A 19,096-nucleotide genomic window follows, 5' to 3' on the forward strand; every position below is an offset into this window, starting at 1 on the left:
AGGTCAAAAATGTGGAAGCGGGCTTGTGTGGAAGCGGGCTTGCTCGCGAAGACGGTGTGTCAGTCCAAATATTTGTTGACTGATACACCGCTATCGCGGGCAAGCCCGCTCCCACAGGGTTTGTGTGTGTGTGGGTTACTTGCACTCCTGCGCTACCAACTCCAACCGCGACGGCGTCAGCGTCGATGCCAACGGCTTGCGCTCATACAAGAACACCTTGGTTCCGTCCTGGGTCTTGTAGGCCTCCAGCACATCATCCGCCGCAATCTTGCTGGTCAACACCACCTTGGCGTGACGCGAGTTCTGCGTGACGGTCGAGGTGATGCCGTGTTTTTCAAGCTTTGGCAGCACACACTGGGTGTAGCCTTCAGGGGTCTTGGCGGTGAGCAGGGTCAATGTCGGCGCATTCGGGGCAGACACACAACCGGCCAGCCACAGTGAAGCAAAGGCCAGGGCCGGGGCGAAAAAATAACGCATATAAATTCCTGAAAAAATAACAAAAAAGTTCACATCAACCGGCTTGGACCAACGCCTTGAGCGATGCATCAAACCGTTGCAAGGCCGCTTGCTGGACATCCCGCTGCTGTTCGATCTGCGCGGCAATTTCCGGCGCCGCCTTGTCATGCACCCACACCGACGGTACTTGCCGACGCACAGCACCTTCGGCCTTGGCGATGTATTGCAGGTTCGCGTTGTAGAACCGTGCGGTAAAACGTGCCTCGACCTGATCGTTCCGAGGGGTCAGCAGTTGATTGTGGGTATCGAGCATCACCACCACATCGGGGTGTGCCTGCACCAGGGCATCCAGGTTGTCGTAGACGGTGACCGACAAAAAGGTGCCTTGCAGCGAGTTTATCAACCAGTCGATAGCCAGTTCCGGGTCGGAACTGTTGACGAACGCCTGGCGGATACGCTCGTCGAGGGCATCCCTGGCGCCGTTCAAGGCCATGTCATGGTAGCGTTCAAGGTAACTGAGGTTGTCGCGGGTATTGTCGCTTAACAACACCCCTACCGACTGCGCATGTTGCAGGGAGTCTACGCTAGCGTCGATAGGTAGCAAATGGCTACTATCTAAATCATCGGCGATGGCCGCGTTGTTCATGGCCACCGAGCCCAGCATCACCAGCATCAAACCCAGCTGAATTATCGTCCTCATCGCGCGTTTCCTTGAACAGCGTTTCGATGGGGGCAATTTTGCGCTTTTCCTGAAAAAACAGAACTTGCGATCCGTGATGGTGACTATTATCTGAACCAATAGTGCCTAGATAAAAATAGATAAGGACCCCCCATGAAGCCCCACCAGAAAACGTTCGACCGTATCCGCGATGCCGTACTGCCAGAGTTTCGCGAGAGGATCGCCGACTACCTGGTCGACTATGAGACGGTACTGCAGGACGAAACGGCCGACGCCGAGCAACGTTGCGCCAGCGCCCAGCAATTGCGCGGCTACCTGCGTGGTTTGAACACCACACGGGTACTGGGCATGGCCGACTGGGAAGACCTGGACCGCCGCGTGGCCCAGGAATGGCTTTAAACCGCTAGAGCGCAGGCCGCTGCAGGTTGACCCAGGCTTGTACCGACGGCCGCTGCCATTGGCGTTGCGCATAGGCGACCAACTCGGCGGGCACGCTGTCGCCGTTGAGAATCAGGCGATTGAGCATCACGGCCAGGTCCACATCGGCAATCGACCACGTGCCAAACAGAAAGTCCGGGTTACCCGCCAACAGCGCCTGTGCCGCACTGATCAACTTCTGCGCGGCAGCCTGGGCCGCAGGCGACAACGGCGGCATCTTTTGCCCGTAGAACACCACCAGCGTCGAACGTTCCTGGCGGATGGGCAGCAAATCGCTGCGCAACCACGCCTGGACCTGCCGCGCCCTCGCCCGCTGCTTGGGGTCGACGGGGTACACCACCGTCGCGGGGTACGCCTCGTCCAGGTACTCGGTGATTGCCGAGGATTCCGACAGGGCAAAGTTACCGTCCACCAGGGTTGGCACGCGTTGGGTCAGGGACAATTGGGTGAAATCCGCAGCCTGCTGTTGCGCCGAGTCCAAGTCCAGGGTCTGCGTATCAAACGCCAAGCCCTTCTCGCGCAGCGCGACAAATACCGACATCGCGTAGGGGCTGGTGAACTGGGCATCAACGTACAGGCGCAACGAGGGTGAGTTCATGACAGGGCTCCTTGGGTGAAAGCCCACGTTACGAGATGGCTGGCAAGAAAGACAATGGCAGCTTTTTATAGGGGCATTCCTGGCGGGAATGCTGGGACCTATCCGGCGAACCCGCCCTTGTCCAAAAAGGCCTGCTCGTGCTCAGTGCTGACGCGGGCCAACACCCTGTTGCGATGAGGAAACCGCCCGAAGCGCTGGATAATCTCGGCGTGCTCCTTGGCCCAGTGGTAGGTGTTGGCATCCAGCGTCTGGTTGAGGGCCAGGGAACGCTGCTGGTCCTCCGGGTCTTCAGAATGTTCGAACGGTAGGTAGCAGAACGCACGCAAGGCAGGCTCGATCAACTGGTCCAACCCGGCCTCGACCATGCGCCCGGCATACAAGCGCGCCAACGGGTCGGTGGCGAACATATGGGCAGTGCCGCGAAAGGCATTGCGCGGGTATTGGTCGAGCAGGATCAGCAGGGCCAGGGCGCCCTCTGCCGAGTCCAGCCAGCTTTCCAGCTCACGGCGTGCGGCTTGCAGGTGGGCGCTGTGGAAGGTGTCGCGCAAGCTGGCGTCGAAGGCCTCGTCCTTGGCGAACCAGCGCTTGGGGCCGGCGTGTTGCCAGAAGTCGATGACGGTTTTCGGGGTGGTCATGGTGAAGGCCTGCGAAAGCGGTTTGGCAGACCTTAGCAGAATCCAAGGCACGACGAAGCCCGCTCCCACAGGTTAGAAACCGGCAGCGGGCAGATTAATGTTATAGAATAACACCCGCTTTCCACCCCTACCCTGCGACCCTTGCCCATGACCGACGCTGTCCCCCTGCGCCAACGCCTGCTTTCCATCGACGCCCTGCGCGGCCTGGTGATCCTGTTCATGCTGCTGGACCACGTGCGCGAAACCTTCCTGCTGCACCGTCAAGTCAGCGACCCGATGAGCATCGACAGCACCGAACCCAGCCTGTTTATCAGTCGCACCCTCGCCCACCTGTGTGCGCCGGTGTTTGTCTTGCTCACCGGCTTGTCAGCCTGGCTGTACGGCCAGAAATACCAGGGCCGCCGCGATGTGTCGGCGTTTCTGTTCAAGCGCGGGCTGTTTCTGGTGGTGCTGGAATTCACCCTGGTCAACTTCGCCTGGACCTTCCAGATGCCGCCAGCAGTGATCTACCTGCAAGTCATCTGGGCAATTGGCGTGAGCATGCTCGCCCTCGCCGCCTTGGTGTGGTTGCCGCGGCCGCTGTTGATCGCCGTGGCGATTGGGATTATCGCCGGGCACAACCTGCTGGATGGCCTGCACTTCGGGCCGGGCTCGATGCTGCAGAACGGTTGGGCGATCCTGCATGAGCGCAGTTGGATCGAGGTCGGCGACAACCTGCGCCTGCGCATCACCTACCCGGTGCTGCCGTGGATCGGCGTGATTGCCTTGGGCTACGGCCTCGGCCCGTGGTTCGCCAACGGCTCACCGCCACTGCTGCGTCAGCGCTATTTGGCGCTGGCGGGCGTGGCTGGGCTGGTCGGCTTTGTGCTGTTGCGTGCGCTCAATGGTTACGGGGAGAAACCTTGGCAGCACTATGAAAGCAGCGTGCAGACGCTGATGAGCTTTTTCAACGTAACCAAGTATCCACCTTCGCTATTGTTCCTGGCGCTGACCTTGGGCATCGGTCTGCTGCTGTTGCTGGCGTTTGAACGGGCCGGGCACGCACGTTGGATTGGCCTACTGGCCACGTTTGGCGCGGCGCCGATGTTCTTTTATCTGCTGCATCTGTATGTGCTGAAAGTGCTCTACGTCTGTTGTATCGCGCTGTTTGGTCTTAACCAGGGCAACTACTTTGGGTTCGATGGCATGGGCGCGGTGTGGCTGGTGGCGTTGCTGTTGCCGATTGCGCTGTATCCGCCAGTGCGTTGGTTCGCAGCACTGAAAGCGCGGCGCCGCGACCTGGCCTGGCTCAAATACCTCTGACTCTACACAGGCCAAAAATGTGGGAGCGGGCTTGCTCGCGAATGCAGTGTGTCAGGCAACGGATTCATTGGCTGATCCACCGCATTCGCGAGCAAGCCCGCTCCCACATTTTGACCGTGTACGACTCAGGAATCAGGCCAGTTCAGCACGCAGCTGGCGGGCGGCCGTGACCATGTGAATCAACGCCGCTTCGGTCTCCGGCCAGCCACGGGTTTTCAAGCCGCAATCCGGGTTCACCCACAAACGCTCGGCCGGAATCCGCTGGGCCGCCTTGCGCAACAAATTGGCCATCTCCGACGCATCCGGCACCCGCGGCGAGTGGATGTCGTACACGCCCGGACCGATTTCGTTCGGGTAAGCGAAGGCTTCAAACGCCTCCAGCAACTCCATGTCCGAGCGCGACGTTTCGATGGTAATCACATCGGCATCCATCGCCGCAATGCTCTCGATCACATCGTTGAACTCGCTGTAGCACATGTGGGTGTGGATCTGGGTTTCGTCGCGCACACCCGAGGCGCACAGGCGGAATACTTCGGTGGCCCAGTCCAGGTAGTGCTGCCACTGCGCCTGGCGCAACGGCAAACCTTCACGGAACGCCGCTTCGTCGATCTGCACGATCTTGATGCCGGCCGCCTCCAGGTCCACCACTTCGTCACGAATCGCCAGGGCCAATTGCCGTGCCTGCACTTCGCGGCTCACGTCTTCGCGGGGGAATGACCACATCAGCATGGTCACCGGGCCGGTCAGCATGCCCTTCATCACTTTGTGGGTGAGACCTTGGGCGTAGCGGATCCACTCCACGGTCATGGCTTTCGGGCGGCTCAGGTCACCAAAAATCACCGCCGGTTTCACGCAACGTGAACCGTAGCTCTGCACCCAACCGAAACGGGTGAACACATAGCCGTCGAGTTGCTCGGCGAAGTACTCGACCATGTCATTACGTTCGGCTTCACCGTGCACCAGCACGTCCAGGCGGAGGTTTTCCTGCACTTCCACGGCGTGCTTGATCTCGCTGTGCATGGCTTCGACGTATTCGGCTTCGCTCAACTTGCCGGCCTTGTACGACTGGCGCGCCAGGCGGATCGACGCGGTCTGCGGGAACGAACCGATGGTAGTGGTCGGGAACAGCGGCAGGTTGAGGCCCGCGCGCTGCTGCTCGATACGCTGGGCAAACGGCGACTGGCGCTGGCTGTCCCTGGCAGTGATCGCCGCAACCCGCGCTTGCACCGCAGGCTTGTGGATACGCGGCGACGCGGCGCGGGCGGCTTGCACGGCACGGCTTTGTGCCAAGGCCGCGACAACATTCGCTGCCTCGGGTTGATTGACCGCCTGGGCCAGCACCGCCACTTCGGCGCATTTCTGTACGGCGAATGCCAGCCAGCTTTTCAGCTCCCCATCCAGCTGGTCTTCACGCCCCAGGTCCACCGGGCTGTGCAGCAGCGAGCAGGATGGCGCCACCCACAGGCGGTCACCCAACTTGTCATGGGCGTGCTGCAGCGTCGCCAGGGCTTTTTCCAGGTCGCAGCGCCACACGTTACGGCCGTTGACCACGCCCAGGGACAGCACTTTGTAAGCCGGCAGGCGGTCGAGAATGGTCGGGTACTGCTCCGGCGCCCGCACCAGGTCGATATGCAAACCATCCACCGGCAGGTTGGCGGCCAGGCCGAGGTTCTCTTCCAGCCCACCAAAATAGGTGGCCACCAGCTTTTTCAGCGGGTCGCGCTGGATCAGGTTGTAGGCACGCTCAAACGCGTTTTTCCAGTCCTGCGGCAGGTCCAGCACCAGGATCGGTTCGTCGATCTGTACCCACTCAACCCCCAATTCGGCGAGGCGCTGGAAGATCTGGCCGTACAGCGGCAGCAGGCGATCGAGCAGGTCGAGCTTGTCGAAGTCGCCGCCCTTGGCCTTGCCCAGCCAGAGGTAAGTCAGCGGGCCGATGATGACTGGCTTGACGTTGTGGCCCAGCTCGCGGGCTTCCTGCACCTCTTCGAACAGTTGATCCCAGCCCAGGTGGAATTGCTGGTCAGCGCTGAACTCAGGCACCAGGTAGTGGTAGTTGGTGTCGAACCACTTGGTCATCTCCTGGGCGTGGGCGCCGCCACAGCAGCTGTCGCTGACGCCACGGGCCATGCCGAACAGGGTATGCAAGGTGGCTTTGCCATCGACTGGGCGGAAGCGCTCGGGGATCACGCCAAACATCAGCGAGTGGGTCAGCACCTGGTCATACCAGGCGAAATCCCCGGCGGGCAGCAATTCGATACCGGCCTGTTTTTGCAGGTCCCAGTGGGTCTTGCGCAGGTCACGGCCCACGGCGCGCAAGCCAGCTTCATCGAGCTCACCCTTCCAGAACGCTTCCTGCGCTTTTTTCAGTTCACGATCGCGTCCAATGCGCGGAAATCCCAGGGAATGAGCGACTGCCATGACTAACAACTCCAATGTCGATATTTATGGCAGTCATTGTCGACAGTCAGCGATAGTGAGACAAACTCATATTATTCTAGATGATCACAAGATCTACTCATGTTGAGATCAGGTGTACATAGAACGCGTGGAACATGAAATACGCACACACCGCCAGTGCCACGCCCATGCAGCGATTGAACACGGTGAACGCCGACGAGCCATTGATCCGCCGTCCGAGCACTGCACCCAGCAGTGAATAAACCCATGGCGCGCCGAACGCACCAACCGCCAGCACCGCCGACACCAGCGCGATGGACACCCCGGTGATGTGCGCCGCCGGCAGCATCACACTGGTGATCGGCAACACCGCCATGATGCCCTTGGGGTTGAGCAACTGGATCACCAGGCCATTCCAGAACGTGAGGGTTTTGACGGGTGCGGTTGCCGTCGTTTCATCCACGACCGTGCGCGCAGTGAATACCTGATAGGCGAGATACAACGTGTACGCCCCGCCAATCAACGAGATGTACGGCAACGCGGCCTGGGAAATGATCGCCTCGCCGGTGTAGCCAAACAGCACAAACAACAGCAGCATCGCGCATCCCACACCGATGAAAAACCCGGTGGAACGGCGAAACTGCCCGGTGAGCCCGGCGTTGAGGCCCATGAAATTCACGGGGCCGGGGCTGTACATGACGCTGAAGGCGTAGAGGAAGATGTCCATGGAAAACCTGCAGTAGAAGAAGTCTGGCGAGTCTACTGAGGCGTGTTCGGGGAATTCTTGAACGTTTGTGGTGCGCCCTGCGAAGGCGGCGGATCAGGCAACACCTCTGCCTGCCGTGCCGCCGCTTTCGCAGCCTCGCCAAGGCTCGACAGCTCCCACAGGGAATAGGGTTTGCAGGCTGTGTCAGGTGTACACAGTTAAAAAATGTGGGAGCTGGCTTGCCTGCGAAGGCGGCGGATCAGGCAACATCTCTGCCTGCCGTGCCGCCGCATTCGCAGCCTCGCCAAGGCTCGACAGCTCCCACAGGGAATAGGGTTTGCAGGCTGTGTCAGGTGTACACAGTTAAAAAATGTGGGAGCTGGCTTGCCTGCGAAGGCGGCGGATCAGGCAACACCTCTGCCTGCCGTGCCGCCGCATTCGCAGCCTCGCCAAGGCTCGACAGCTCCCACAGGGAATAGGGTTTGCAGGCTGTGTCAGGTGTACACAGTTAAAAAATGTGGGAGCTGGCTTGCCTGCGAAGGCGGCGGATCAGGCAACATCTCTGCCTGCCGTGCCGCCGCTTTCGCAGCCTCGCCAAGGCTCGACAGCTCCCACAGGGAATAGGGTTTGCAGGCTGTGTCAGGTGTACACAATTAAAAAATGTGGGAGCTGGCTTGCCTGCGAAGGCGGCGGATCAGGCAACATCTCTGCCTGCCGTGCCGCCGCCTTCGCAGCCTCGCCAAAGCTCGACAGCTCCCACAGGGAATAGGGTTTGCAGGCTGTGTCAGGTGTACACAGTTAAAAAATGTGGGAGCTGGCTTGCCTGCGAAGGCGGCGGATCAGGCAACACCTCTGCCTGCCGTGCCGCCGCATTCGCAGCCTCGCCAAGGCTCGACAGCTCCCACAGGGAATAGGGTTTGCAGGCTGTGTCAGGTGTACACAATTAAAAAATGTGGGAGCTGGCTTGCCTGCGAAGGCGGCGGATCAGGCAACATCTCTGCCTGCCGTGCCGCCGCCTTCGCAGCCTCGCCAAAGCTCGACAGCTCCCACAGGGAATAGGGTTTGCAGGCTGTGTCAGGTGTACACAGTTAAAAAATGTGGGAGCTGGCTTGCCTGCGAAGGCGGCGGATCAGGCAACACCTCTGCCTGCCGTGCCGCCGCATTCGCAGCCTCGCCAAGGCTCGACAGCTCCCACAGGGAATAGGGTTTGCAGGCTGTGTCAGGTGTACACAATTAAAAAATGTGGGAGCTGGCTTGCCTGCGAAGGCGGTGGATCAGGCAACATCTGTGCCTGCCGTGCCGCCGCTTTCGCAGCCTCGCCAAAGCTCGACAGCTCCCACAGGGAATAGGGTTTGCAGGCTGTGTCAGGTGTACACAGTTAAAAAATGTGGGAGCTGGCTTGCCTGCGAAGGCGGCGGATCAGGCAACATCTCTGCCTGCCGTGCCGCCGCTTTCGCAGCCTCGCCAAAGCTCGACAGCTCCACACAGAAGCTTGGGTTTGCAGGTTGGAACAGGCATACACCGTTCAAAATGGCGGGTGATGCAGGAAGCCCCGAGCGCCCGGATTCGGGGCGGCTTCGCCACCCGGCGCGGGGCGAGGCCGCTCACTACAAAAACGCTGGCGCCTGCACGGACAGTCATACACCTGCGCTACGCTCCTAAACCAAGGGCAGCAAATTCCGCCCGCTAACCTTCCGATTCGCCCCAAGTGCGGGCACAATGCGTGTCCTTTTTTGGCAGGCACCGCCGCAGGCTCTCAAAAATGATCAAAACGCCGTACTACCTCATCGATAAACAGAAGCTTCTGGTCAACATGCAGAAGATTGCTTACGTGCGCGAGCAGTCCGGCGCCAAGGCCCTGTTGGCGCTCAAGTGCTTCGCCACCTGGTCGGTGTTCGACCTGATGCAGCAATACATGGACGGCACTACGTCGTCGTCGCTGTACGAGCTCAAGCTCGGCCGCCAGAAGTTCGAAGGCGAAGCGCACGCCTACAGCGTGGCCTGGGCTGACGATGAAATTGAAGAGATGCTGGATAACTGCGACAAGATCATCTTCAACTCCATCAGCCAGTTGCAGCGCTTTGCCGAACGTTCCGCAGGCAAGACCCGCGGCCTGCGCGTGAACCCCCAGGTCAGCAGCTCCGACTACCTGCTGGCCGACCCGGCGCGTCCGTTCAGCCGCCTGGGCGAATGGGACCCGGTGAAGATCGAAGGCGTGATCGAGCAGATCTCCGGCTTCATGTTCCACAACAACTGCGAGAACGGCGACTTCAGCCTGTTCGACAAAATGCTCGGCACCATCGAAGAACGCTTCGGCGCGCTGCTGCACAAAGTCGAGTGGGTCAGCCTCGGCGGCGGCATCCATTTCACCGGCGACGACTATGACGTGGACGCGTTCTGCGCCCGCTTGAAAGCGTTCTCCGCCAAGTACGGCGTGCAGGTCTACCTGGAACCCGGCGAAGCGGCGATCACCAACAGCGCCTCCCTGGAAGTCACCGTGCTCGACACCCTCTACAACGGCAAGAACCTCGCCGTGGTAGACAGCTCCATCGAAGCCCACCTGCTGGACCTGCTGATCTATCGCCTCAACGCCAAGCTGGCGCCGAGCGATGGCGAACACACCGTGATGGTGTGCGGCAAATCCTGCCTGGCCGGGGACATCTTCGGCGAGTATCAATTTGATCGTCCGCTGGCCATCGGCGATCGGCTGTCGTTCATCGACACCGCGGGCTACACCATGGTCAAGAAAAATTGGTTCAACGGCCTGAAAATGCCGTCCATCGTAGTGAAACAACTCGACGGTACAGTCGAGGTGGTTCGTGAATTTGGTTACGACGACTACCTGTCCAGCCTTTCGTAAGCTGGCGGATATAGGAGAAAGAAAGCAATTGAAAAAGAACGTTCTTATCATTGGTGCAGGAGGTGTCGCCAAGGTGGTGGCCCACAAGTGCGCGCAGCACAACGACGAACTCGGTCGTATTGCTATCGCGTCGCGCAACATCTCCAAATGCCAGGCCATCATCGACAGCGTCAAGGCCAAGGGTAGCCTCAAAGTACCCGCCGAAATCAAAGCCTTCGCGCTGAACGCCCTGGACGTGGAAGCGACCAAGGCCCTGATCCGCGAGACCGAATCGCAGATCGTCATCAACGTCGGTTCCTCGTTCCTCAACATGTCGGTCCTGCGGGCCTGCATCGACACGGGCGTGGCTTACCTCGACACCGCCATCCACGAAGAGCCGGGCAAGGTCTGCGAGACTCCGCCGTGGTACGGCAACTACGAATGGAACCACCTGGAAGAGTGCAAACAGAAGAACATCACCGCCATCCTTGGCGTGGGCTTCGACCCGGGTGTCGTCAACGCATATGCCGCGCTGGCGCAGCAACAGCATTTCGACCGCATTGATTCGATCGACATTCTCGACGTCAATGCCGGCTCCCATGGCAAATACTTCGCCACCAATTTCGACCCGGAAATCAACTTCCGCGAATTCACCGGACAGGTGTGGAGCTGGCAGAACAGCCAGTGGACCAGCAACACCATGTTCGAAGTCAAACGCACCGATGACCTGCCGGTTGTCGGTTCGCAGAACCTGTACCTGACCGGCCACGATGAAGTGCACTCGCTGTCGAAAAACCTCGACGTGCCCAACGTGCGTTTCTGGATGAGCTTCGGCGAACACTACATCAACGTGTTTACCGTGCTGAACCAGCTCGGCCTGCTCTCCGAAAAACCGGTCACCACCGCCGAAGGCCTGGAAGTCGTGCCGTTGAAACTGGTCAAGGCCGTACTGCCCGACCCGTCTTCGCTGGCGCCCGGCTACACCGGCAAGACCTGCATCGGCGACCTGGTCAAGGGCACCAAGGATGGCAAGGCACGCGAAGTGTTCATCTACAACGTAGCCGATCACGAAGAAGCGTTTGCCGAGACCGACAGCCAGGGCATCTCCTACACCGCAGGCGTTCCGCCGGTGGCCGCAGCGCTGCTGGTCGCCCGTGGCGAGTGGGACGTGCAACGCATGGCCAACGTTGAAGAACTGCCGGCCGAGCCGTTCCTGAAAGCACTGGATGTGATGGGCCTGCCGACCCGGATCAAGGACGAGCACGGTGATCGTGCGTGGGATGCGATTGCCTGACAGGCGATAGCGGACCGAACAAAAAATGCGCCTTCAGGGGCGCATTTTTTGTTTGGGGAAAACACCGCCCTCATGACCAATCAGATCAAATGTGGGAGCTGGCAGTGCCTGGGCGATCTTCAGCCGAACACTCACTATCCAGCAACACCGATCCACTGTGGGAGCGGGCTTGCCCGCGAATGCGGTGGGTCAGTCAAGGGTAGGCTGGCTGACACACTGTCATCGCAGGCAAGCCAGCTCCCACATTTAAATTTCAGTGCCTGTTATTCCAGGTTACGAGCTGAATTGCTCAGCGCTCTTGGGCACTGCAACAACGCCCGCTCATGACACAACGCGTTTGCAAGAGAGATCCGTGCGGGCAGGACATAGACGCCACAAAGCGCCTGGGCTATCTTCTGGCGCCCTCTCACAGACCCGGAACAGGAAGTTACCGCTTGAGCACGTCATCCCTACTGCGCGGCCGCACCTTCGCCCTCCTCGCGGGCATCGCCTTTATTGCCGTGGACCAACTGGTCAAACTGCTGGCCCTGGTGTCGCTGCAAACCCAGAGTTTCAAATTCGGCTCCAACCCGTTCAATCTGGCGCTGGAGCTGAGCCTGAATCCAGGCGCGTTCCTGAGCCTGGGCGCGGCGCTGCCGCCTCAGGTCAAACAACTGATCTTTATCGTCGGCGTGGCAATCGTGGTGGCCTGGGCGATGGGCTGGTCCTTGTCCAACTGGAGCCAACCGTTGCGCAAGGTCTTGCCGCTCTACGCCATTGCCCTGGGCGGTATCGCCAACCTGATCGACCGCATCTTCCGTGACGGCCACGTGGTCGACTACATGGTGCTGAATGTGGGCCCGACGCATACCGGCGTGTTCAACCTCGCCGACATCGCGATCACCGTCGGGGCGTTGTTCTTGATGCTGGATCTGTTTGTGAAGCCGCGCAAAGCCTAAGCTTCAAGGGGATTTACGGCAGTAACCGCAAATCCCCAAACCGTCAGAACACCGACCAGCCAATCCGCTCGCTCAACAACTCCAACGCCTTGATCCCCGCCAGCGAATTCCCCGCTGCATTCAACTCCGGCGACCACACGCACACCGTAAACTGCCCCGGCACCACCGCAACGATTCCGCCGCCTACGCCGCTCTTGCCGGGCAAGCCTACGCGATAGGCAAAGTTGCCCGCCTCGTCATACAGCCCGCTGGTGGCCATGATCGAGTTGACCTGCTTGGTCTGGCGCGCGGTGAGGATCTGTTCGCCGCTGTGGGCGCTCACGCCTTCGTTGGCCAGGAAGCTGAACGCCTTGGCCAGATCCAGGCAACTCATTTGCAGCGCGCAATAGTTGAAGTAGCTGTGCAGCACCGCGTCCACATCGTTGTGGAAGTTGCCGAACGATTTCATCAGATAGGCCATGGCCGCATTGCGTGCGCCGTGCTGGGCTTCCGATTCGGCGACAGTGCTGTTGACCAGGATCTGCGGGTTGCCCGACAGCCGCCGGACAAAATCGCGCATCGACAGGATCGGCACCGCGAAGCGCGACTGGTTGATGTCGCAGATTACCAACGCACCGGCGTTGATAAAGGGATTGCGCGGCCGACCACGTTCGAATTCCAGCTGCACCAGCGAGTTGAACGGCTGCCCCGATGGCTCGTGGCCCAGGCGCTCCCAGATGGTTTCGCCACCATGGTCGATGGCCTGCACCAGGCTGAATACCTTGGAAATACTCTGCACCGAAAACAGTGTTTCAGCGTCACCTGCACAGTAGGCCGTACCGTCGTTGCCGTACACGGCGATCCCCAATTGATTGGCCGGCACGTCGGCCAGCGCGGGGATATAGTCGGCGACTTTACCGAGGCCGATCAGTGGGCGCACTTCGTCGAGAATCGACGAAAGCATCACCTGCATGTCTTGTCCTGTCATCTGTCTTGGAATCATTGATAAGCGGGTCGCGGAGGATACTGCAATGCGCGCGCAAGCCCCACACAATCTCTACCACCCGCCCAAAGCTTGGGAGAAATGACCTGACCCGCCAAAAATGCAAAATACTGATACATAGCACAAAACATGATTCAACATTTTAATAATTAGGTTAGAACCAAACGGCATTTTACAGCCCCGCCCCCTGCCCCTACTTTGGATGCGAACTACCGACCCCCTGCCCGGTGGAGGTGCCCTTCCCGCACGATATAAGGACAGACCATGAGCATTGAATTCATCGGCTACATTGGCGGCCACCACGCTTCCGAGATCCACCCGCGCAGCGGCCCGACCCTGCAACCGGATTACGTCGAAACCGTGGCCCGCGCCCACGAAGAGGCCGGCTTCGACCGCGCCCTGGTGGCGTTCCACTCCAACAGCCCGGACAGCACGCTGATCGCCTCCCACGCCGCCAGCGTCACCGAGAAACTGCAATTTCTCATCGCCCACCGCCCAGGCTTCGCCCAACCGACGTTGGCGGCACGCCAGTTCACCACCCTCGACGTGTTCAACGGCGGGCGCACCGCCGTGCACATCATCACCGGCGGTGACGACCGCGAACTGCGCGCCGATGGCAGCCATATCGGCAAGGACGAACGCTACGCACGCACCGACGAATACCTGAGCGTGGTGCGCCAGGAATGGACCAGCGAGCAGCCGTTTGATTTCGCAGGCACCTACTACCAGGTCGAAGGCGCGCACTCCACGGTGAAGTCGCCGCAACAGCCGCATATCCCACTGTACTTCGGCGGCTCGTCCGCTGCCGCCATTGCCGTCGCCGGCAAACATGCCGACGTGTACGCGCTGTGGGGTGAAACCTACGAACAAGTGCGCGAGATCGTCACCCAGGTGCGCGCCGAAGCGGCCAAGCACGGGCGTACGATTCGCTTCAGCCTGTCGTTGCGACCGATCCTCGCCGAGACCGAAGAGCTTGCCTGGGAGAGGGCTGACAGCATCCTGCAACAGGCCACCGCGCTGGCCGAGAAGAATGGTTTTGTGCGTCGCGAACCGCCGAACGAAGGCTCGCGCCGCTTGCTCGCAGCAGCGGCGCAGGGATCGCGGCTGGATAAGCGCTTGTGGACCGGGATTGCCGGGCTGCTTGGTGCCCAAGGCAACTCCACTGCGCTGGTGGGCACTGCCGAGCAAGTCGCCGAAGCCTTGGTGGACTACTACGACCTGGGCATCACTACGTTCCTGATTCGCGGGTTTGATCCACTGAACGATGCCATCGATTACGGCAAGCGCCTGATCCCCCTCACCCGCCAGTTGATCGCCGAGCGCGAGCAGGCCCAGCAAGTAGCATAAGCAACAACACTGCAAAACAATGTGGGAGCTGGCTTGCCTGCGATGCAAACACCTCGGTTGTTCAGATGCACCGAGTTGATGCTATCGCAGGCAAGCCAGCTCCCACATTTTCAGATCTGCTGCGTGCCGAGAATCAGTTTTTGTAGTCGGTGTCGGTACGTTCCAACTGCCGCACCAGCGCATTCCAATGCCGCGCCACGCCCGGGCCTTCACCGCTGGCGTGCGCCTTGGCCTGCTGCTCGACTTTTTCCACCACTTCCTTGGGCGGAAAGATCAACTCCGCATTCCCCGCCGCCTGTGCCGCGACCTGGATATTGCACGCACGCTCCAACTGCTGCAGCTGCTGGAACGCATGCTCAACGCTGATGCCGGCGGTCAACAAGCCGTGGTTGCGCAGGATCATCACGCTCTTGTCGCCCAGGTCCGCCACCAGTCGCTCGCGCTCGTCCAGGTCCAGGGCAATGCCTTCATACCCGTGATACGCCACGCGGCCGGAGAAACCGATGGAGTGCTGGGAGATCGGCAGCAACCCGTCCTTCTGCGCCGACACGGCAATGCCGTCGCGGGTATGGGTGTGCAACACCGCTTGCAAGTCGTGGCGCGCGCCATGGATCGCGCTGTGGATCACGTAGCCGGCGTAGTTGATGCCCAGGCCGGTCGGGTCGTCGACAATAGTACCGTCGAGGTCGACCTTGACCAGGTTGGAGGCGTTGATTTCATCGAACAACAGGCCAAAGGCGTTGATCAGGAAATGCTCGTCCGGGCCGGGGACACGGGCGGAGAAGTGGGTGTAAATGTGATCGGTCCACTTGTACAAGGCCGCCAGGCGGTAGGCGGCGGCCAGTTTGACGCGCACTTCCCATTCTTGCGCAGTGACACGCTGGCGGACATTGCTGGAAACGCTGGAAATCGAGGTGACGCTGCTCATGGCAAAACTTCCTGGATGGCCTTAAGGACTTCCAGGCAAGCCTAGGGGATGGATAAAAATAATAAAAAGCACATTTTAATCTAAGCTAATTATTATTTTTTTTCATAACAAATCAGGCAACAACACAGAACGAATGTGGGAGCGAGCCAGCCCGCTCCCACAATAAGCCGCTTTCACTGGGGTTATGCGGCGTCTCGGATCTTGTGCAGGGAAGCCGCGACCAACTTGCCAAACGCATCCACCGGCCCCTGCAAGTTGCCCAGGAAGTGCGGATAGATCAGCCACAAATCCATCACCGGCTTGAAATCCTTGAGCGGCATCACCGCCAATTGCTCGCGATGGACGCTACGCTCCAGCAGCGGCCGCGGCACCAAACCCAAGCCCAGACCATCCGCCACCAGGCCCAATTGCAGCTCGGTGCCAAAGGTTTCCAGGTTCACCCGCAACGCCAGCCCCTGATCGGACAAGGTGCGCTGCAACCCGGCGCGAAAACCGCAGCCATCCGGGTTCAAGATCCAACCGTTCTGATACACATCCGCCAGCTTGCAGGGTTTCTTTGGCAGTTGCGCCTTGGCGCACACCACCACCAGCTCCATCTTGCCGATGGACTCGCCGACCACGTTGTCGGGGAAGATCTTGCCCGCCGGGAACAACGCCGCCGCCGCATCCAGCTCGCCGCGTTCGATCTTGCCGACCAGTTGGCTGCCCCAGCCGGTGGCAACCTGGGCGCGCAGGTCGGCGTATTCGGTGCGCAGGTGCTTGAGCGCATCGAGCAGCACCACGTCGCCGATGGTCTGCGGCACACCCAGGCGCAACAGGCCGGTGGGCGGTGCGTCGGTGGCGACCAGTTCCCGCAGCGCATCCATCTCGCGCAGGATCAGCCGGCACTGCTCATACACGCGGGTGCCGATCAGCGTTGGCTTGAGCGGCTTGGTATTACGGTCGAACAGTTCTACCCCCAGCGCTTGCTCGAAGTTCTGTACGCGACGGGTGATGGCGGGCTGGGTCAGTTGCAAGGATTCGGCGGCATGGCTGATGGACTGGCAACGGATCACTTCGACAAAGGCGTCTATATCGTCAATTTTCATTTGGGCCGCACATAGAGATCAGTCATTAAGATGTGTGCGAAGCATAGTTGCAGGAACGCTATCTGGATAGTCCACGCTGTGATCGATAACGTCTAAGCCTAGTCAACCCAGTTCTAAATTACCTTCAGCTATAAGCTAATCATTAAAAAATAGCATATTAACTATAAACATTATGCTTAGATAACTTCTATCAACACCGACTGATGGAATTGCCATGACCCAGGCCAAGCACCCCGAAAGACTCAGAGCCTTTATAGGCGCCCTGGCGGAACTGATCGACGGCAATCCACGCGAAGGCGACCTGCTGCACCGTGGCGGCAAGCTACTGGCGCAATTGGTCAGCCATGATGACTGGCTGCCGGATGAATTCGCCCAACCCAACCCCGAGCGCTACCAGCAATTTCTGCTGCACGCCGATTCGCGCCAGCGCTTCAGCATCGTCAGTTTCGTGTGGGGGCCGGGCCAAAGCACGCCGATTCACGACCACCGGGTGTGGGGCCTGATCGGCATGTTGCGCGGCGCGGAGTTTTCCCAAGGCTTCGCACGTGCGCCCGACGGCAGCCTGGTCGCCGATGGCAAGCCGATTGAATTGGTGCCCGGCCAGGTTGAAGCGGTGTCGCCCAAGGTCGGTGACATCCACCAGGTGAGCAACGCCTACGGCGACCAGGTGTCCATCAGCATCCACGTGTACGGCGCCAATATCGGCGCGGTGCGCCGTGCGGTGTACCAGCCCGACGGCAGCGAGAAACCGTTTATCTCCGGTTATTCCAACGCCTTCCTCCCGAACATCTGGGATTTGTCCAAAGAAAAGAGCCCTGCCCTATGAGCACCGTATCGACCCTGAACTTCGCCCAGATCCGCCAGGCCCTGCTGGACCGTCACGAAATCGCCCTGGTCGACGTGCGTGAAGAGACGCCCTTCGCCGAATCCCACCCGTTGTTTGCCGCGAATATCCCGCTGTCCAAGCTGGAACTGGAGGTGTACTCGCGCATTCCGCGGCGTGACACCCAGGTCACCGTGTACGACAACGGCGAAGGCCTGGCTGCGCGCGCCGCCGAGCGCCTGGTCGCCCTGGGCTACACGCGGGTCAGCCTGCTCGACGGCGGCCTGGACGGTTGGCGCAAGGCCGGCGGCGAGCTGTTCATCGACGTCAACGTGCCAAGCAAGGCCTTTGGCGAATTGGTGGAAAGCCAGCGTCACACGCCGTCCCTGGCCGCCGAAGAAGTGCAGGCGCTGCTCGACAGCAACGCCGACGTGGTGGTGCTCGACGCCCGCCGCTTCGACGAATACCAGACCATGAGCATCCCCACCGGCATCAGCGTGCCCGGTGCCGAACTGGTGTTGCGCGCCCGTGAACTGGCGCCCGACCCGGCCACGCGCATCATCGTCAACTGCGCCGGACGCACCCGCAGCATCATCGGCACGCAGTCACTGATCAACGCCGGCGTGGCCAACCCGGTGTCGGCGCTGCGCAACGGCACCATCGGCTGGACCCTGGCCGGGCAGAAACTCGCCCACGGCCAATCGCGCCGCTTTGCGCCGACGTCGGAAGAACATCGCCAAGTGGCCGCGGCCGATGCGCGCCGCGTCGCCGACAGGGCGCGGGTCGGCCGCGCCACGCTGGCTGACCTGCACAGTTGGCAGCAACAGGCGCACCGCACCACCTACCTGTTTGATGTGCGCACCCCGGAAGAATTCGAAGCCGGTCACCTGCCGGGCGCACGCTCCACGCCGGGCGGCCAGTTGGTGCAGGAAACCGACCACGTCGCCAGCGTGCGCGGGGCGCGGATCGTGCTGGCGGATGACGACGGTGTGCGCGCCAACATGTCCGCCTCCTGGCTCGCGCAACTGGGCTGGGACGTGCATGTGCTGGACGACCTGCAAGCAGCGCACTTCAGCGAGCAAGGGGCATGGGTCGCACCGGTCCCGGCGCCGCCGCAAGCCGAGTTGATCAGCCCGCACACCCTTGCCGAATGGCAGGCACATGGCGACACCGTGGTGCTGGATTTCACCGCCAGCGCCAATTACGTCAAACGCCACATCCCCGGCGCCTGGTGGGTCCTGCGCGCGCAACTGCCCGCTGCCCTGGCAGAGGCGCCCGTGGCCGAGCGTTACGTGCTGACCTGCGGCAGCAGCCAGTTGGCGCGCCTGGCGGTGGCAGAAGTCGAAGCTATCACCGGCAAGCAAGTGTTCCTGCTCGAAGGCGGCACCGCTGCCTGGATCAATGCGCAACTGCCGCTGGAAGAAGGTGAAAGCCACCTTGCCTCGCCGCGTATCGACCGCTATCGCCGCCCGTACGAAGGCACCGACAACCCCAAGGAAGCCATGCAGGCCTACCTGGATTGGGAATTCGGCCTGGTGGCCCAACTGGCCCGCGACGGCACCCATGGTTTTTTCGTCATCTGATCAACCCCACCTGCACCCACACCGGGTGCAGGCCCCACATCCGCCCCTTCTCCAGGCGCA

General features: G+C 60.7%; 17 protein-coding genes. 8 read left to right on the forward strand and 9 right to left on the reverse strand.

Going from position 1 to position 19,096, the window contains the following annotated elements:
- Window positions 1-135 precede the first annotated feature (135 nt).
- Both AC3ISR_RS16305 and AC3ISR_RS16310 read right to left on the reverse strand, forming a co-directional pair.
- Window positions 136-477, reverse strand: a complete 342-nt coding sequence (locus AC3ISR_RS16305; RefSeq protein WP_463984847.1) for a hypothetical protein — start codon at window positions 475-477, stop codon at window positions 136-138.
- A gap of 34 nt (window positions 478-511) precedes the next feature.
- Window positions 512-1,156, reverse strand: a complete 645-nt coding sequence (locus AC3ISR_RS16310; protein WP_463984846.1) for an ATPase — start codon at window positions 1,154-1,156, stop codon at window positions 512-514.
- A gap of 132 nt (window positions 1,157-1,288) precedes the next feature.
- On the opposite strand from AC3ISR_RS16310, the gene AC3ISR_RS16315 reads away from it, so the two are divergent.
- Window positions 1,289-1,534 (forward strand): hypothetical protein, encoded by a 246-nt coding sequence (locus AC3ISR_RS16315; protein WP_192300793.1) that lies wholly within the window; start codon window positions 1,289-1,291, stop codon window positions 1,532-1,534.
- A 4-nt stretch (window positions 1,535-1,538) separates the two neighbouring features.
- Here AC3ISR_RS16315 and yfcF read toward each other — a convergent pair whose 3' ends face one another.
- Together yfcF and AC3ISR_RS16325 are read right to left on the reverse strand one after the other, a co-directional pair.
- Complete coding sequence (yfcF, locus tag AC3ISR_RS16320) at window positions 1,539-2,171, reverse strand: glutathione transferase (RefSeq protein ID WP_463984845.1); 633 nt, start codon at window positions 2,169-2,171, stop codon at window positions 1,539-1,541.
- A gap of 98 nt (window positions 2,172-2,269) precedes the next feature.
- Window positions 2,270-2,806, reverse strand: coding sequence for a DUF924 family protein (locus AC3ISR_RS16325; protein WP_192300795.1), 537 nt, complete (start codon window positions 2,804-2,806; stop codon window positions 2,270-2,272).
- A 147-nt stretch (window positions 2,807-2,953) separates the two neighbouring features.
- On the opposite strand from AC3ISR_RS16325, the gene AC3ISR_RS16330 reads away from it, so the two are divergent.
- On the forward strand, window positions 2,954-4,108 hold the full coding sequence (locus AC3ISR_RS16330; protein ID WP_192300796.1) for an acetyltransferase domain-containing protein: 1,155 nt from the start codon (window positions 2,954-2,956) through the stop codon (window positions 4,106-4,108).
- Window positions 4,109-4,240: 132 nt separating this feature from the next.
- On the opposite strand, the gene metE is transcribed toward AC3ISR_RS16330, so the two are convergent.
- Window positions 4,241-6,529 (reverse strand): 5-methyltetrahydropteroyltriglutamate--homocysteine S-methyltransferase, encoded by a 2,289-nt coding sequence (metE, locus tag AC3ISR_RS16335; RefSeq protein ID WP_489324372.1) that lies wholly within the window; start codon window positions 6,527-6,529, stop codon window positions 4,241-4,243.
- 97 nt (window positions 6,530-6,626) lie between these two features.
- Complete coding sequence (locus AC3ISR_RS16340; RefSeq protein ID WP_192300798.1) at window positions 6,627-7,235, reverse strand: LysE family translocator; 609 nt, start codon at window positions 7,233-7,235, stop codon at window positions 6,627-6,629.
- Between the two features lie 1,741 nt (window positions 7,236-8,976).
- Here AC3ISR_RS16340 and AC3ISR_RS16345 point away from each other — a divergent pair.
- The 3 genes from AC3ISR_RS16345 (at window position 8,977) to lspA (ending at window position 12,285) form a co-directional block, all read left to right on the forward strand.
- Window positions 8,977-10,074 carry a carboxynorspermidine decarboxylase gene (locus AC3ISR_RS16345; protein ID WP_192296390.1) on the forward strand — a complete coding sequence of 366 codons (1,098 nt, stop codon included), beginning with the start codon at window positions 8,977-8,979 and terminating at the stop codon, window positions 10,072-10,074.
- 28 nt (window positions 10,075-10,102) lie between these two features.
- Entirely contained in the window at window positions 10,103-11,347 is a 1,245-nt protein-coding gene (locus tag AC3ISR_RS16350) for a saccharopine dehydrogenase family protein (protein WP_192296391.1), read from the forward strand.
- Window positions 11,348-11,781: 434 nt separating this feature from the next.
- A complete protein-coding gene (gene lspA, locus AC3ISR_RS16355; protein WP_463984843.1) occupies window positions 11,782-12,285 on the forward strand; it encodes a signal peptidase II in 504 nt (167 codons plus the stop codon).
- 43 nt (window positions 12,286-12,328) lie between these two features.
- On the opposite strand, the gene glsB is transcribed toward lspA, so the two are convergent.
- The gene (gene glsB, locus AC3ISR_RS16360) at window positions 12,329-13,237 is read right to left on the reverse strand and encodes a glutaminase B (protein ID WP_192296393.1); all 909 of its coding nucleotides are present in this window, start codon (window positions 13,235-13,237) and stop codon (window positions 12,329-12,331) included.
- A gap of 294 nt (window positions 13,238-13,531) precedes the next feature.
- On the opposite strand from glsB, the gene AC3ISR_RS16365 reads away from it, so the two are divergent.
- Entirely contained in the window at window positions 13,532-14,614 is a 1,083-nt protein-coding gene (locus AC3ISR_RS16365; RefSeq protein ID WP_226457495.1) for an LLM class flavin-dependent oxidoreductase, read from the forward strand.
- A gap of 133 nt (window positions 14,615-14,747) precedes the next feature.
- Here AC3ISR_RS16365 and AC3ISR_RS16370 read toward each other — a convergent pair whose 3' ends face one another.
- On the reverse strand, window positions 14,748-15,542 hold the full coding sequence (locus AC3ISR_RS16370; RefSeq protein ID WP_192296395.1) for a class II aldolase/adducin family protein: 795 nt from the start codon (window positions 15,540-15,542) through the stop codon (window positions 14,748-14,750).
- 182 nt (window positions 15,543-15,724) lie between these two features.
- Window positions 15,725-16,630, reverse strand: coding sequence for a LysR family transcriptional regulator (locus tag AC3ISR_RS16375; RefSeq protein WP_192296396.1), 906 nt, complete (start codon window positions 16,628-16,630; stop codon window positions 15,725-15,727).
- A gap of 214 nt (window positions 16,631-16,844) precedes the next feature.
- Between AC3ISR_RS16375 and AC3ISR_RS16380 the strand changes: the two genes are divergently transcribed.
- Together AC3ISR_RS16380 and AC3ISR_RS16385 are read left to right on the forward strand one after the other, a co-directional pair.
- Window positions 16,845-17,456 carry a cysteine dioxygenase family protein gene (locus AC3ISR_RS16380; protein ID WP_192296397.1) on the forward strand — a complete coding sequence of 204 codons (612 nt, stop codon included), beginning with the start codon at window positions 16,845-16,847 and terminating at the stop codon, window positions 17,454-17,456.
- On the forward strand, window positions 17,453-19,036 hold the full coding sequence (locus tag AC3ISR_RS16385) for a rhodanese-related sulfurtransferase (protein WP_463984842.1): 1,584 nt from the start codon (window positions 17,453-17,455) through the stop codon (window positions 19,034-19,036). Before AC3ISR_RS16380 ends, AC3ISR_RS16385 begins: the two co-directional genes overlap by 4 nt.
- Window positions 19,037-19,096: the final 60 nt, after the last annotated feature.

The organism is Pseudomonas sp. GL_117 (genome assembly GCF_057835125.1).